This is a genomic window from Schinkia azotoformans, from assembly GCF_035811335.1.
Classification (GTDB): Bacteria; Bacillota; Bacilli; order Bacillales; family Bacillaceae_J; genus Schinkia; species Schinkia azotoformans.
This window is the reverse complement of record NZ_JARSMD010000008.1, coordinates 84043-97704: the sequence shown is the minus strand read 5'-3', so window position 1 is coordinate 97704 and position 13662 is coordinate 84043. Positions and strand designations below refer to the sequence as shown.

The window sequence follows — 13662 nt, the reverse complement described above, 5'->3', positions numbered from 1 at the left end:
CTTACCCCCCTATCCCTAACATTATAGTTTCTAGCGTCATTTGAATTGCGTTTGTCAGAATATTAGGGTAGACACCGATCAGAATTACAAATGCCAACAATACTAATACTGGTACATATTCAACTGAGCGAATATCTTTAAGCCCTGTATGACGAGTGCTTGTGGCACCAAACGTAATATTCAACACAGCGCGCAGTAAATAAGCAGCTGTTAAGATGATACCTAAACATCCGATTGCCGCTACAACCGGCATAGATTTGAATAAACCTAAAAATGCCATGAACTCGCTGACAAACCCTGACATACCTGGTAGTCCAAGAGATGCCATTGCTGCTGCTAAGAAGAAGCCTGCAGTGATTGGCATTACTTTCGCAATACCGCCAAGTGCGTCGATTGTTGTTGTTCCTGTGCGCTCGTACATAATACCGACGATAAAGAACAATAAAGCTGAAATTAAACCATGGGAGATTACTTGGAAAATCGCACCTTGAATACCTTCTAAATTCATAGCGCCTAATCCGATTAAGACAATCCCCATATGTGAAATACTTGAGTAAGCCAATACTTTTTTGAAATCTGTTTGAACTAGAGCTAAAAATGCTCCATATAATAAATTCACTACGCCAAGTACGGCAATTAACACTGCTAGACGTCCAAACTCAGCCGGGAACAGATTTAAACCGAATGTAATTAAACCATATGCCCCGATTTTAAGCAAAATCCCTGAGTGAATCATAACCGTTGGGATTGGTGCTTCAGCATGGACTGTTAATACCCATGAATGCAATGGGAAGATTGGAAGCTTAACCCCAAATGCAATCAACAACGCAATTAAAATCCCCATTTTAAAGCCTGGTGTAATTCCCACTGTTGCAAGTGCCTGTGGGTCTGCTGCCATAATTGTTCTTAACTCTTCGTAGTTGGCTGTTCCTGTTCTTGCAAAAAGTAATGCAAAAACAACTAATAAAATCGCAGAACCAAGTCCGTTGAAGATTAAGAAGTTATAAGCCGCTTTCATTCTTTCCTCATAACCCCATTTACCAACTAAGAAGAACGTTGGAATTAATGTAATTTCGAAGAAAATAAAGAATAATACTGTGTTTTGTGCAGCGAACACGCCTAGCATCCCTAACTCAAGGAGTAGGAATAGCATGAAAAATCCTTTCCATTCCTTCTTTACGTAGATCGATGCAACGGAAGCTAGTGTTGCCACAACTGTTGTTAAAAGAAGTAGAACTAATGAAAGTCCTGTTACTCCCATTTCATAATTAATGATGAAAGGGAAGTCCCCACCCATATTAAAAGAGATCCAGTCCATTTTTTGGGCTAACTGTACTCCTTTTTCATTAAAATCAAATTGGCTGTAGGCAACAAAGGATAGTAATAACGGAACTAATGTTGCGATGAAACCAACCGCTTTGATTGCTTTTTCATTATTTTTTGCCATAAAGGCTAAAACGATAATCCCGAGCAGGGGAGAGAAAACTAAAAACGTTAGAAGACTACTCATCCAAGATAACCCCCTGTCAACGCGATGATCACCACTAGAACGGCTATCCCGAAGAAGGCAACTGTTCCATACGTTTGGACTTGACCATCTTGAAGCTTCGCACCTGCGCGCCCAATTCCTTGAGCTAGAGCAGCAGTTCCTTTTACAAGACCACCAACGATATAAGTATCAAAAACTTGTAAAATTAACCCGATTGTGCGTGTTCCGAGTACGACGATGGTATGATAGATTTCATCGATGTAATATTTATTGTAAAGTACTTTGTACCATACAGGAAACGGCTTAACAAGCCAGTCGCGTGAAAGTACTTTTGCACCGTACATAAGATATGCGAGTAGTATACCAGCTAAAGAAACCCCTGTTGCTACGAACATGATCCAACCTGGTCCCTCAATATGACCATGCCCTAGACTGTGTGAACCTTCTGTTAACCAATCCCCCAAAAACGTGCCAAACCAAGGTGTATTCACATAGCCTGAGACAACCGCTAAAACTCCCAACACAATCATCGGGAACGTCATCACACCTGGTGATTCATGCGCATGATTTCCGTGTTCTCCTCTAGATTCCCCTGTAAATACCATGAAGAACAAACGGAACATGTAAAATGCTGTGAAGAATGCAGCACCAACAGCTAACCAGAACAATCCGTAACGGCCGTCTGCCCATGCTGCAACTAAAATTTCATCTTTACTGAAGAAACCTGATAGCAATGGAAATCCACTGATTGCTAATGTACCAATTAGGAACAATGGCGCTGTCAGCTTCATTTTTTTCCATAAACCGCCCATTTCTTCGATATCCTGTGTATGAACTGCGTGAATAACAGAACCCGCAGCTAGGAACAGTAACGCTTTAAAGAAGGCGTGTGTCATTAAGTGGAACACACCTGATACATAACCTGCAGCCCCTAATGCAAGCATCATGTAACCTAATTGGCTGACTGTTGAGTAAGCCAGCACACGCTTGATGTCTTTTTGTACTAAACCGATTGATGCTGCAAAAATAGCTGTAATACCACCGATTGTTGCTACTACAGTCATCGCCGCCCCGCTTGCTGAGAATAGCGGGAATAAAGACGCTACTAAGTAAACCCCGGCAGCAACCATTGTTGCGGCGTGGATTAATGCTGAAACTGGTGTTGGACCTTCCATCGCATCCGGTAACCATGTGTGTAACGGGAATTGACCAGATTTACCAACCGCACCGACAAAGATTAGAATCGCTGTTAACGTAATCCAAAACGGTTCGATTGCCCCAGCATCCACTGCAGCGAAAATCTCATCATATTCAAAGCTGCCAACCTGCCAGAATAATAAAATCATTCCGATGAATAAGCCGACGTCACCGATACGTGTAACAATGAACGCCTTTTTAGCAGCAGCTCTTGCTTCTGGATTGAAAAAATAAAATCCGATCAGCAAGAATGAACCTAAACCTACAAGCTCCCAGAAGATGTACACTTGTAATAGGTTTGGTGAAATAACTAATGATAACATTGCAAAAGTAAATAAACCTAAATAGCTATAAAACACAGGCATACGTTCATCGCCGTGCATGTATCCTTTTGAATACATATGAACTAGGAAACTTACAAGTGAAACGATAAATAGCATTAACGCATTTAATTGATTCACTTCAAAACCAGCCGTTAAGCCAGTATTTCCGATTGTAAGCCACGTTCCCTCAATCTTAACATTTTCTCCTTGAAGCCGCTCTAGCAGCACCATGACCGAAAGTAAGAGGGAGGCTAATGTTGCTAACATACCCACATAGGCACTGCTTTCTTTCAACCTTCGACCGAAAATAAGAAGAAGTACGAAAGAAAGAAGTGGAAACAGTGGTATCAGCCATGCATTTTCCATCATCTTATCACAATCCCCTTCCAGACTCACAGGCAGTGAGACTCATGTCTATTTTTTCATTATGTTGATGTCATCAATATTAACTGTTTTCTTGTTGCGGTGTAGGGCAATTAAGATCGCTAAGCCTACCGCAACCTCTGCTGCTGCTACAGTTATTGTAAATAATGAAAAAATTTGTCCTGTGATACTTGGATTAACCCCATACTTACTAAAAGCAACGAGATTTAAATTAACTGCATTCAGCATTAATTCAACTGAAATTAATACGATCACGGTGTTTCTTTTTGTTAGAGCACCAAATAAACCGATACAGAAAAGTACTAGGGCAAGCACAAGGTAGACAGATAAAGGTACACTACTCATTCACTTCATCCTCCTTGTCATCCTTTTTAGAAAGAATAATCGCGCCAATTAACGCTACAAGCAATAGGACTGATGTTAATTCAAAAGGAATGATGTACTTTGAATACAATTCAGTACCGATTTGCAGTACGTTATTTTCATGCAATGTTGTTGCTTGTTCGCCTAGTGATAAATCATTAATTGAGAAATACATTACAAGGAAGAATCCGATCACTCCGAGAGTAACAAATATTGTTTTCCAAGAATGTGGTCTTCGCGCCTCTTGATCATCATGTTTCGTTAACATGATACCAAAAAGCATGATGATCGTAATTGCTCCGGAATAAACCATAACTTGAACAACGGCTACGAATTCAGCCGATAATGTAACATAAAGTCCGGCTAACGCTAAGAAGGTGAATACTAAGGCAACAACCATGTGGACTACCTTTGTAAGGTTGAGCAATAGTACCCCGCCCACAATTGCAACTAAGGCTAGGATAAAAAACGCTAAAAGCTCGCCACTCATGGTTTGTTCACCTCTCTTATACTCTCATCATTTTCATCTAAATAACTTAAGTCTTTATATAACTCGTCACGGCTGTACTCAGCAAGTTCAAAGTTATTTGTCATAATAATCGCTTCTGTAGGACAAACCTCTGTACATAAATCACACAAAATACAAATCTCAAAGTTGATTGTATACGTGTCAATGATTTTCCCCTTTTTACTTGGATCCGGATGTTTTTTACCGGTAAGCTTTATACAATCTGTCGGACAAATCGCCGCACATTGATTACAAACGATACATTTTTCAGGGTAAAATTTCTGTATACCGCGAAAACGATCGGGCAAGGCCAATGGTTCATTTGGATAATCATATGTGACCGGCTTTTTTGTTAATTCCTTTAGGGTATAACCCAAGCCCTTAAATACGCCCTTCATGCTTCCACCCCTTTTTCTCGTGGTTGGATTAAATTAATTTTTTTTAGTTTAAAAAAATAATGCCTTTAGTATTGCAGATAAAAATAGGTTCGCTAATGCGATTGGTAATAATACTTTCCACGCAAATTCCATTAATGTATCAGCTTTGAAACGTGGGAATGTTGCACGGAACCAAATGAAAATATAGACGATTACGCTGAACTTCAGGGCAAACCACACAGCACCTGGAATAAAGCCAAGTCCCGGGATTGGATTCCATCCGCCCAAGAATAAAACAGTGATTAACGCTGACATCGCGAACAAATACACATACTCTGAAAGCATAAAGAAGGCCATACGGAAGCCTGAATATTCAGTATGGTAACCTGCAACTAGCTCTGACTCTGTTTCCGGTAAGTCAAATGGAATACGTGCTAATTCAGCATTGGCAGCAATGAAGAATACAGCAAATCCGATTGGTTGTAAAAAGATATAAGCAATATTTTGTTGGGCATGAACGACGTCATTTAAGTTCATACTGCCTGTAAATAAAACAACACCTAAAATAGACATAACGAGCGGAATTTCATAGGAAACCATTTGCGCTGCCCCACGCATCCCACCTATTAATGAATATTTGTTGTTTGATGACCATGCCGCCATTACGGTACCAACGATCGACATACCTGATAGTGCGATATAGTAAAGGATCCCAACATTAAGGTCTGCGAACTGATATTTATCAGTAAACGGTATTGTTGCAATGACCATGAATGATGGTACGAATGCAATAACGGGTGCCAGTAGGAATAATGGTTTATCAACCGCTTTCGGAATGATGTCTTCCTTAAGCAATAGTTTCAAAACGTCTGCTACTGTTTGCAATAAACCCCAGCGGCCCCCTAATTTGTTCGGACCTACACGTGATTGCATGAAGGCAAGCACTTTTCTTTCTGCTAAGATCGCATAGGCAACGAAAGCCAAGATCACTGTAAACAATAGTAATGCTGCTAACAGAAAGTAAATCCCAAAGTTCAAGAGTCCTGGAGGTGAGTTTAATAGTGATTGAATCATTATCCGTCAACCTCCCCTAACACGATATCGAAGCTCGCCAAAATAGCGACCATATCTGAAATGTTTTGACCTTCAACAAGCTTTTTGAAAATTTGAAGATTATAGAAGCTTGGACGTCGGAATTTCAAGCGATATGGTTCTTTTTTGCCGTCACTATAGATATAACAGCCGATTTCACCACGTGCTCCCTCAATACGTGTAAATGCTTCCCCAACAGGAGCTTTAATGATTTTCGGAACTTTAGCCATGATTGGCCCTTCACTTGGGAACTGTTCACAAGCTTGCTCGATAATTTTTAAGCATTCTTCTACTTCAAGCATACGGCACATATAGCGGTCAAAAGCATCGCCATTTTCCCCAACAGGGACATCAAAGTCAAAACGATCATAGATTGAATATGGTTCGTCTTTACGAAGATCCCATTTTAAGCCCGTACTGCGAAGATTTGTACCACTTAATGAATAAGCAATCGCTTCTTCCTTCGTAAACTTACCAATCCCTTTTACACGTGATTGGAAGATTTCATTTCCAGTTACAAGATTGTGATAGCCTTTGGCTTTTTCACGCATATAAGGAACGAATTCTTTTACTTTTTCGATCCAGCCATCTGGAGCATCCCATTTCACACCGCCTACACGCATGTAGTTGAAAGTGATACGGGCACCGCAAAGTTCGTTTAATAGGTTCAAAATCATTTCACGTTCACGAACTGCATACATAAATGGACTTGTAGCCCCCATATCCATTAGGAATGTTCCGAATGCAATTAAGTGACTGGCAACTCGTCCTAGCTCCATCGCAAGGACACGGAGATACTCCGCTCTTTCAGGGATTTCTAAGCCCATCATCGTTTCTACCGTGTGAACAACTGTGTAGTTATTTGTCATGGCTGACAGGTAATCCATGCGGTCAGTGTATGGAATGATTTGTGTATATTGCAGGTCTTCAGCCAACTTTTCCGTTCCACGATGCAAATAACCGATAACAGGTGTAGCTTCTTTAATGATTTCACCATCAAGCTTAAGAACTACCCGGAATACCCCGTGTGTACTTGGATGCTGAGGACCAACGTTGAGTAGCAATTCTTCGGTTTTGTAAGCCATTTGCTACACCTCCACATCATACTGCTCGTAGTCTTTACGAAGTGGGTGTCCTACCCAATCGTCTGCAAGCATGATTCTAGTTAAATTAGGATGATTCGTATATGTGATTCCCACAAGGTCATAGGATTCTCTTTCCGGCCAATCGGCACCAGGCCATAATGGTGTTAAGGAATCAATCACCGGGTTGTCACGATCAATTTTTACTTTTAAAGCAACGGATTGACGATTTTTATAAGAGTAAAGATGGTTGTAGACTTCCATATGTTTCACGAAGTCTGAACCATGGTGCTCTGATAAATAGTCAAATCCAAGCTGTTCATTGTATTTAAGGAATTCGGCGATCTTGTAATATGTGTCTGGCTTTGCAACCAATGTAGGTACATCTTGAGATAGCTTGTTTATGTAAGCATCTTCTAATACGTCTTCGCCTAAATGGTCTTTGATCACCTTAATATATTTATCTAAATATGGTTGGTTTGGTGATGGTGCTTCCGGTGGTGTTTCTGCACCTACTGCTTCAGCGGCTCCGCCAGCTTTGGCTTTTGCGGCAGCTACAGCAGCAGCCTTCGCTTTCGCAGCAGCGATTGCTTTCGCCTTTTCATCGTCACCGCCAGCTGCGGCTCCCGCGCCTCCTGCAGCAGCTTTGGCCTTTGCGGCAGCGGCTGCAGCGGCTTTTGCTTTCGCAGCGGCAATGGCCTTCGCCTTATCATCCGTACCTTCTGGTAACGCTGTGGCACCCTCTGCTTGGAATGCAGCTTCTGATGCTGCTGATTTTGCTTTTGCAGCAGCGGCAGCCTTTGCTTTTGCGGCTGCGGCAGCTTTCGCCTTCGCAGCAGCGGCGGCTTTCGCTTTGGCATCTGCTCCTGCTGCGTCAGCACTTACTTCTGCTGGGGCTTCACTTTCAGCCGTTTGTGCTTCCGCTCCACCTTGTTGTTTCGCTAACGCAGCGGCTTTTGCCTTTGCAGCCGCAGCAGCTTTCGCCTTCGCGGCAGCAGCAGCTTTTGCTTTTTCAACAGCCTCTTTCTTCAATTGCTCTAAATCCTTTTCACTCATGGATTACATCACCCGCTTTCCAGTCTTAGCCTCTAGGCGGATTTTTTCTTCCAATTTATGCAAGCCGTAAAGTAAAGCGGCTGGGTTTGGAGGGCAACCTGGTATATATACATCAACCGGCACAATTTGGTCTACACCTTTTACAACTGCGTAAGATTTCACATACGGTCCGCCTGCAGTTGCACAAACACCCATCGCAATAACCCATTTTGGTTCAGGCATTTGATCGTAAAGACGACGCAAGATCGGTGCCATTTTTTTCGTAACAGTACCAGCAACAATCATACAGTCCGCATGACGTGGGGAAGCACGGAAGACCTCTTTACCAATACGAGAAATATCAAAGTGCGCTCCACCTGCAGCCATCATTTCGATTGCACAACAAGCGAGCCCGAAGGTCATTGGCCAAATTGAACCTCTACGAGCCCATGCTTTAATTTCTTCTACTGTAGTCAAAAACACATTGCGTTTGAACTCTTCTTGTTCTTCCGGTGTAATATCCGCTAAATTTAAATTTAAATCCACTTTAACACCTTCTTTTTCCAAGCGTAAATTAAGCCGATAATAAGCATAACAACGAAGATTAACATCTCAATTAATGCGAAGATTCCCAACTTATCATAGGCAACCGCCCACGGATATAAGAAGATTGTCTCCACATCAAAAATAACAAACATTAAAGCAAAAATATAATAACGTACATTAAACTGAACCCTAGCTTCATGGAAAGGTTCTAGACCACTTTCGTAGGTCGTCCTCTTTTCTGCCGTAGGATTATACGGTCTCAGGAATCGACCAAATGTCAGTGCTCCGACAGGTAGTATAATACCTAACAATAGAAAGACAACTACAATTAAATAATTGTTTTGGTACAGAAACAAACTGTCCATACCATCCCCCCCAAATCGGTTTATTCTTAAATACTCACACCGACCTTATTATAGCAAATAGCTAAAATTGTGTCGACCAAACGTCAAAAATATCGTAAAAAAACATGAACTTCATCTCGGAAATATTGACATTTATTCTACTATGTGATTAAGTCTGTGCATTTTATCACATAATTATTTTTATTTCATGAAAAAAATGTGAATACAGTTCTTGTCATTATTATTTTGACGTAATATTTTGTTTCATTATGTGAAACTATGTTGCTAAAAAAACTAAAGAAGGATCGAATTTGATCCTGCATTAGGTTTTTTACAACTAGATAACATAAATAAATCCCGCCACTTATGAAAGTGGAGGGATCTACTGAATAATATTAACGTCCGCCAACATCTAAACGATTGATTGCACGTTTTAATGCAAGTTCGGCACGTTTGAAATCAACGTCGTCTGTTTTTGCTTGTTGTAAACGGCGCTCTGCACGTTCTTTCGCTGCACGAGCACGATCTATGTCTATACTTGTAGCCAATTCAGCTGCTTGAGCTAGAATTGTCACTTTTTCAGGTCTTACTTCAACGAAGCCACCACTAACAGCAACTTTGTCAGTGTTGTTGCCGTTCTTAAGACGAACAGCACTAATAGTTAACGGGGCAACCAACGGAATATGGCCTGGTAAAATACCAAGTTCACCGCTTACTGCTTTTACACTAACCATTTCAACATCTGTTTCAACTACAGCGCCATCAGGAGTAACTACACTGACTTGAATTGTCTTCATTAGATAACCTCCTATTCTAGAGGTGAGTTGTAAGATGTGAGAAATGAGATTCTCTCATTTCCCATTTCTCACTTCTAGATTTACGCCATTGCTTTTGCTTTTTCAACAACTTCTTCGATACGTCCAACTAGACGGAATGCGTCTTCTGGAAGATCGTCGTATTTACCTTCAAGGATTTCCTTGAAGCCACGAACTGTTTCTTTTACAGGTACATATGATCCTGGTTGACCTGTAAATTGCTCAGCAACGTGGAAGTTTTGAGATAAGAAGAATTGGATACGGCGAGCACGTGCAACGACTAACTTGTCTTCGTCGCCTAGTTCATCCATACCTAGGATTGCGATAATATCCTGTAATTCTCTGTATCTTTGTAATGTTTGCTGTACTTGACGAGCAACATTGTAATGTTCTTCACCAACAATCTCAGGTGATAATGCACGAGATGTAGATGCTAATGGATCCACCGCTGGGTAAATACCCATCTCAGAAAGCTTACGCTCAAGGTTAGTTGTTGCATCTAAGTGAGCGAAAGTTGTTGCTGGCGCTGGGTCAGTATAGTCATCCGCTGGTACATAGATCGCTTGGATTGATGTAACTGAACCTACGTTAGTAGATGTGATACGTTCTTGTAATTGACCCATTTCAGTAGCTAGTGTTGGTTGGTAACCTACGGCAGATGGCATACGTCCTAATAGGGCAGATACCTCTGAACCTGCTTGTGTGAAACGGAAGATGTTATCGATAAAGAATAACACGTCTTGTCCTTGCTCATCACGGAAATATTCAGCCATTGTCAAACCAGTTAAGGCAACACGTTGACGTGCTCCAGGTGGCTCGTTCATCTGACCAAATACCATCGCTGTTTTCTTGATAACGCCTGAATCACTCATTTCGTGGTAAAGGTCATTACCCTCACGAGTACGTTCACCTACACCAGCGAAAACTGAGATACCGCCGTGCTCTTGAGCGATGTTGTTGATTAATTCCTGGATTAATACGGTTTTACCTACACCGGCACCACCGAACAAACCGATCTTACCACCCTTGATGTAAGGAGCAAGAAGGTCTACTACTTTAATTCCAGTTTCTAAGATTTCAACTTGTGTTGATAATTGTTCAAATGTTGGTGCTTGACGATGGATTGGATCTCTGCGAGCCTCTGCAGGAACTGGTTCATTAAGGTCAATTGTTTCTCCTAATACGTTGAATACACGACCTAGAGTAACGTCACCAACTGGTACTGAGATTGGTGCGCCAGTATCTACTGCTTCGATTCCGCGAATTAAACCGTCAGTAGAGTCCATCGCAACTGTACGTACTGTATCGTCACCAAGATGAAGGGCAACTTCTAATGTTAAGTTGATATCCACTTCTGATGCAGTACGCGCTTTATGTTCAATTCTAAGGGCGTTGTATAATTCAGGAAGCTTGCCGCTTTCGAATTTTACGTCTACAACTGGACCCAAAATTGCTGTTATGCGTCCTTTATTCATCGCTTTTCCTCCTAACAGATTTGTTCACTATGAACATTCCGTTCTATTCAGTACTAGTGAGTCAGGTGTTTGCCTGGCTGCACTTAAAGTCAGTACTATTCTAATGCTGCTGCCCCACCGACGATTTCGGTGATTTCTTGAGTAATTGCAGCTTGACGTGCACGGTTGAATAACAATGTAAGTGAATCGATAAGCTCACCAGCGTTATCAGTAGCACTTTTCATTGCAGTCATACGCGAAGCATGTTCACTAGCCTTACCATCGAGCAGCGCTCCATAAATTAAACTTTCAGCATACTGCGGAAGCAGTGTTTCTAAAATTTCTTCTTGAGATGGTTCATACTCATATGAACTTAAGCCAGTATTGCCTTCAGCAAGGTCTGTTAACGGTAAAAGCTTTTTCACCGTTAATTCTTGTGAGATCGCACTAACAAAATGGTTATAGTACATATAAAGTTCGTCATAAGCCCCATCTGTAAACATACCAACTGCTTGGTTAGCTATTTCTTTAATATCTGAGAATACGGGCTGGTCTGCTAAACCAGTGATTTCTTTGACAACCGGCATATTTCTCTTCTTAAAGAAGTCACGTCCCATACGTCCAATTGCAACAATCGTGTATTCATCAGTTGATTTATGACGTTCTTGAATTTGTCGTAATACAGCACGTAAAACGTTACTGTTATAAGCACCAGCTAAGCCACGGTCAGATGTGATTACTAGATAGCCAGTCTTTTTAACCGGTCTTGATTCTAGCATTGGATGGCTGACACCTTTACTTCCAAGGGCTATGCTTGTTACAACCTCTTGCATTTTTTCCATGTACGGATAGAATGATTTAGCGTTTTCTTCAGCACGGCTTAACTTAGAAGCTGATACCATGTGCATCGCTTTTGTGATTTGCATCGTTTTCTTTGTTGATGTAATACGACCTTTTATTTCGCGTAATGAAGCCACTCGTTTCACCACCTTTTTCTCGTGGTAAAGGGGCCGGGCCTTGCGAGGCTCGCGCCACCTTTATTTATTTTTAAAATAAGATAATCTCTGTATCGTTGTCTAGCTACAGCGACCAGCGACTAGTAAACTTCGCTAAACGGTCGCTTCCGCTTTTCTATTATTCAGATATTGCAAATGTCTTTTTGAAGTCATTGATTGCAGCAGTAATGTCTGCATCAGCAGGCAATTCTTTAGTGCTCTTAATAGTTTCAAAAATTTCTTTGCGGTTATGTTCAATCCATGCATATAGTTCTTGCTCGAAACGGCCAATATCTGCTACTGGAATTTCGTCAAGGAAGCCTTTTGTTAATGCATAAAGGATTACGACTTGCTTTTCAACAGCAAGCGGCTTGTTTAAACCTTGCTTCAATACTTCTACAGTACGAACACCACGGTTTAATTTTGCTTGTGTAGCTTTATCAAGGTCTGAACCGAATTGTGCGAATGCTTCTAACTCACGGAAAGAAGCAAGGTCAAGACGTAATGTACCTGATACCTTTTTCATCGCTTTAATTTGGGCAGAACCCCCTACACGTGATACTGATAGACCTGCGTTGATCGCTGGACGTACCCCTGAGAAGAACAAGTCTGATTGTAAGAAGATTTGTCCGTCTGTAATTGAGATAACGTTTGTTGGAATATACGCAGAAACGTCACCAGCTTGTGTTTCGATGAATGGAAGTGCCGTCATTGAACCGCCGCCTAAATCATCGTTAAGTTTTGCTGCACGCTCTAGTAAGCGTGAGTGTAAGTAGAATACATCCCCTGGATACGCTTCACGACCTGGAGGACGACGTAATAACAATGAAAGTTCACGGTATGCTGATGCTTGTTTTGTTAAATCATCATAGATGATTAAAACGTGCTTACCGTTGTACATGAATTCCTCACCCATTGCTACACCTGCATATGGAGCAAGGTATAATAATGGAGCTGGTTGTGATGCAGATGCTGTTACAACGATTGTGTAATCTAATGCACCGTTTTTACGTAATGTTTCAACAACACCACGAACTGTTGATTCTTTTTGACCAATTGCAACGTAAATACAAATCATATTTTCGTCTTTTTGGTTTAAGATTGCGTCGATTGCTACTGATGTTTTACCAGTTTGACGGTCACCGATGATTAACTCACGTTGTCCGCGTCCGATTGGTACAAGAGCGTCAATCGCTTTAATACCAGTTTGTAATGGTTCATGTACTGATTTACGAGCCATAACCCCTGGTGCTTTTTGTTCGATTGGACGAGTTTTTGTAGTTTCAATTGGGCCTAAGCCGTCAACCGGTAAACCTAATGGGTTTACTACACGTCCTAATAATTGCTCACCTACAGGAACCTCCATGATACGGCCTGTACGACGAACTTCGTCACCTTCACGAATTTCAGTATATGGTCCAAGAATAACGATACCAACGTTGTTTTCTTCTAAGTTTTGGGCAAGACCCATTACTCCGTTAGAGAACTCAAGAAGTTCTCCCGCCATTGCGTTATCAAGACCATGAGCAAGTGCGATACCGTCACCGACACGGATTACAGTACCAACATCATTCACTTCGATTTCAGACTGATAATTTTCGATTTGCTTTTTTATCAGTGCACTAATTTCTTCTGCTTTGATGCTCATGAATTTCACC

At 41.4% G+C, this 13662-nt stretch carries 14 protein-coding genes; all 14 read right to left on the bottom strand.

Annotated elements, in window-relative coordinates:
- Position 1: 1 nt before the first annotated feature.
- Positions 2-1510 carry a complex I subunit 4 family protein gene (locus P9E47_RS04450; protein WP_326162671.1) on the bottom strand — a complete coding sequence of 503 codons (1509 nt, stop codon included), beginning with the start codon at positions 1508-1510 and terminating at the stop codon, positions 2-4.
- A complete protein-coding gene (gene nuoL / locus P9E47_RS04445; RefSeq protein ID WP_326162670.1) occupies positions 1507-3378 on the bottom strand; it encodes an NADH-quinone oxidoreductase subunit L in 1872 nt (623 codons plus the stop codon). The genes P9E47_RS04450 and nuoL overlap by 4 nt, the downstream gene beginning before the upstream one ends.
- 45 nt (positions 3379-3423) lie before the next feature.
- Positions 3424-3738: an NADH-quinone oxidoreductase subunit NuoK gene (nuoK, locus tag P9E47_RS04440; RefSeq protein ID WP_003333351.1), complete on the bottom strand. Its 315-nt coding sequence runs from the start codon at positions 3736-3738 to the stop codon at positions 3424-3426.
- Positions 3731-4246, bottom strand: coding sequence for an NADH-quinone oxidoreductase subunit J (locus tag P9E47_RS04435; protein WP_003333352.1), 516 nt, complete (start codon positions 4244-4246; stop codon positions 3731-3733). Before P9E47_RS04435 ends, nuoK begins: the two co-directional genes overlap by 8 nt.
- On the bottom strand, positions 4243-4662 hold the full coding sequence (nuoI, locus tag P9E47_RS04430) for an NADH-quinone oxidoreductase subunit NuoI (RefSeq protein ID WP_003333353.1): 420 nt from the start codon (positions 4660-4662) through the stop codon (positions 4243-4245). The genes P9E47_RS04435 and nuoI overlap by 4 nt, the downstream gene beginning before the upstream one ends.
- Before the next feature lie 48 nt (positions 4663-4710).
- Positions 4711-5715, bottom strand: coding sequence for an NADH-quinone oxidoreductase subunit NuoH (nuoH, locus tag P9E47_RS04425; RefSeq protein WP_326153913.1), 1005 nt, complete (start codon positions 5713-5715; stop codon positions 4711-4713).
- On the bottom strand, positions 5715-6818 hold the full coding sequence (locus tag P9E47_RS04420) for an NADH-quinone oxidoreductase subunit D (protein WP_003333354.1): 1104 nt from the start codon (positions 6816-6818) through the stop codon (positions 5715-5717). Before P9E47_RS04420 ends, nuoH begins: the two co-directional genes overlap by 1 nt.
- Positions 6819-6821: 3 nt before the next feature.
- Complete coding sequence (locus P9E47_RS04415; protein ID WP_326162669.1) at positions 6822-7871, bottom strand: NADH-quinone oxidoreductase subunit C; 1050 nt, start codon at positions 7869-7871, stop codon at positions 6822-6824.
- Between the two features lie 3 nt (positions 7872-7874).
- Positions 7875-8396, bottom strand: a complete 522-nt coding sequence (locus tag P9E47_RS04410) for an NADH-quinone oxidoreductase subunit B (RefSeq protein WP_003333357.1) — start codon at positions 8394-8396, stop codon at positions 7875-7877.
- A complete protein-coding gene (locus P9E47_RS04405; RefSeq protein WP_003333358.1) occupies positions 8387-8761 on the bottom strand; it encodes an NADH-quinone oxidoreductase subunit A in 375 nt (124 codons plus the stop codon). The genes P9E47_RS04410 and P9E47_RS04405 overlap by 10 nt, the downstream gene beginning before the upstream one ends.
- Positions 8762-9135: 374 nt before the next feature.
- Positions 9136-9537 (bottom strand): F0F1 ATP synthase subunit epsilon, encoded by a 402-nt coding sequence (locus P9E47_RS04400; protein ID WP_003333359.1) that lies wholly within the window; start codon positions 9535-9537, stop codon positions 9136-9138.
- Between the two features lie 80 nt (positions 9538-9617).
- Positions 9618-11030 (bottom strand): F0F1 ATP synthase subunit beta, encoded by a 1413-nt coding sequence (gene atpD, locus P9E47_RS04395; RefSeq protein WP_326162668.1) that lies wholly within the window; start codon positions 11028-11030, stop codon positions 9618-9620.
- 95 nt (positions 11031-11125) lie between these two features.
- Positions 11126-11986, bottom strand: a complete 861-nt coding sequence (locus P9E47_RS04390; protein WP_003333361.1) for a F0F1 ATP synthase subunit gamma — start codon at positions 11984-11986, stop codon at positions 11126-11128.
- Positions 11987-12143: 157 nt separating this feature from the next.
- Positions 12144-13652 carry a F0F1 ATP synthase subunit alpha gene (atpA, locus tag P9E47_RS04385; protein ID WP_003333362.1) on the bottom strand — a complete coding sequence of 503 codons (1509 nt, stop codon included), beginning with the start codon at positions 13650-13652 and terminating at the stop codon, positions 12144-12146.
- Between the last annotated feature and the right edge of the window lie 10 nt (positions 13653-13662).

Excerpts from the sequence above, each read along its gene's own strand:
- nuoL (WP_326162670.1), bottom strand. The coding sequence starts at position 3,378 with ATGATGGAAAATGCATGGCTGATACCACTGTTTCCACTTCTTTCTTTC.
- P9E47_RS04400 (WP_003333359.1), bottom strand. The coding sequence starts at position 9,537 with ATGAAGACAATTCAAGTCAGTGTAGTTACTCCTGATGGCGCTGTAGTT.
- nuoI (WP_003333353.1), bottom strand. The coding sequence starts at position 4,662 with ATGAAGGGCGTATTTAAGGGCTTGGGTTATACCCTAAAGGAATTAACA.
- P9E47_RS04405 (WP_003333358.1), bottom strand. The coding sequence starts at position 8,761 with ATGGACAGTTTGTTTCTGTACCAAAACAATTATTTAATTGTAGTTGTC.
- P9E47_RS04450 (WP_326162671.1), bottom strand. The coding sequence starts at position 1,510 with ATGAGTAGTCTTCTAACGTTTTTAGTTTTCTCTCCCCTGCTCGGGATT.
- P9E47_RS04420 (WP_003333354.1), bottom strand. The coding sequence starts at position 6,818 with ATGGCTTACAAAACCGAAGAATTGCTACTCAACGTTGGTCCTCAGCAT.
- P9E47_RS04435 (WP_003333352.1), bottom strand. The coding sequence starts at position 4,246 with ATGAGTGGCGAGCTTTTAGCGTTTTTTATCCTAGCCTTAGTTGCAATT.
- nuoK (WP_003333351.1), bottom strand. The coding sequence starts at position 3,738 with ATGAGTAGTGTACCTTTATCTGTCTACCTTGTGCTTGCCCTAGTACTT.
- atpA (WP_003333362.1), bottom strand. The coding sequence starts at position 13,652 with ATGAGCATCAAAGCAGAAGAAATTAGTGCACTGATAAAAAAGCAAATC.
- nuoH (WP_326153913.1), bottom strand. The coding sequence starts at position 5,715 with ATGATTCAATCACTATTAAACTCACCTCCAGGACTCTTGAACTTTGGG.
- atpD (WP_326162668.1), bottom strand. The coding sequence starts at position 11,030 with ATGAATAAAGGACGCATAACAGCAATTTTGGGTCCAGTTGTAGACGTA.
- P9E47_RS04415 (WP_326162669.1), bottom strand. The coding sequence starts at position 7,871 with ATGAGTGAAAAGGATTTAGAGCAATTGAAGAAAGAGGCTGTTGAAAAA.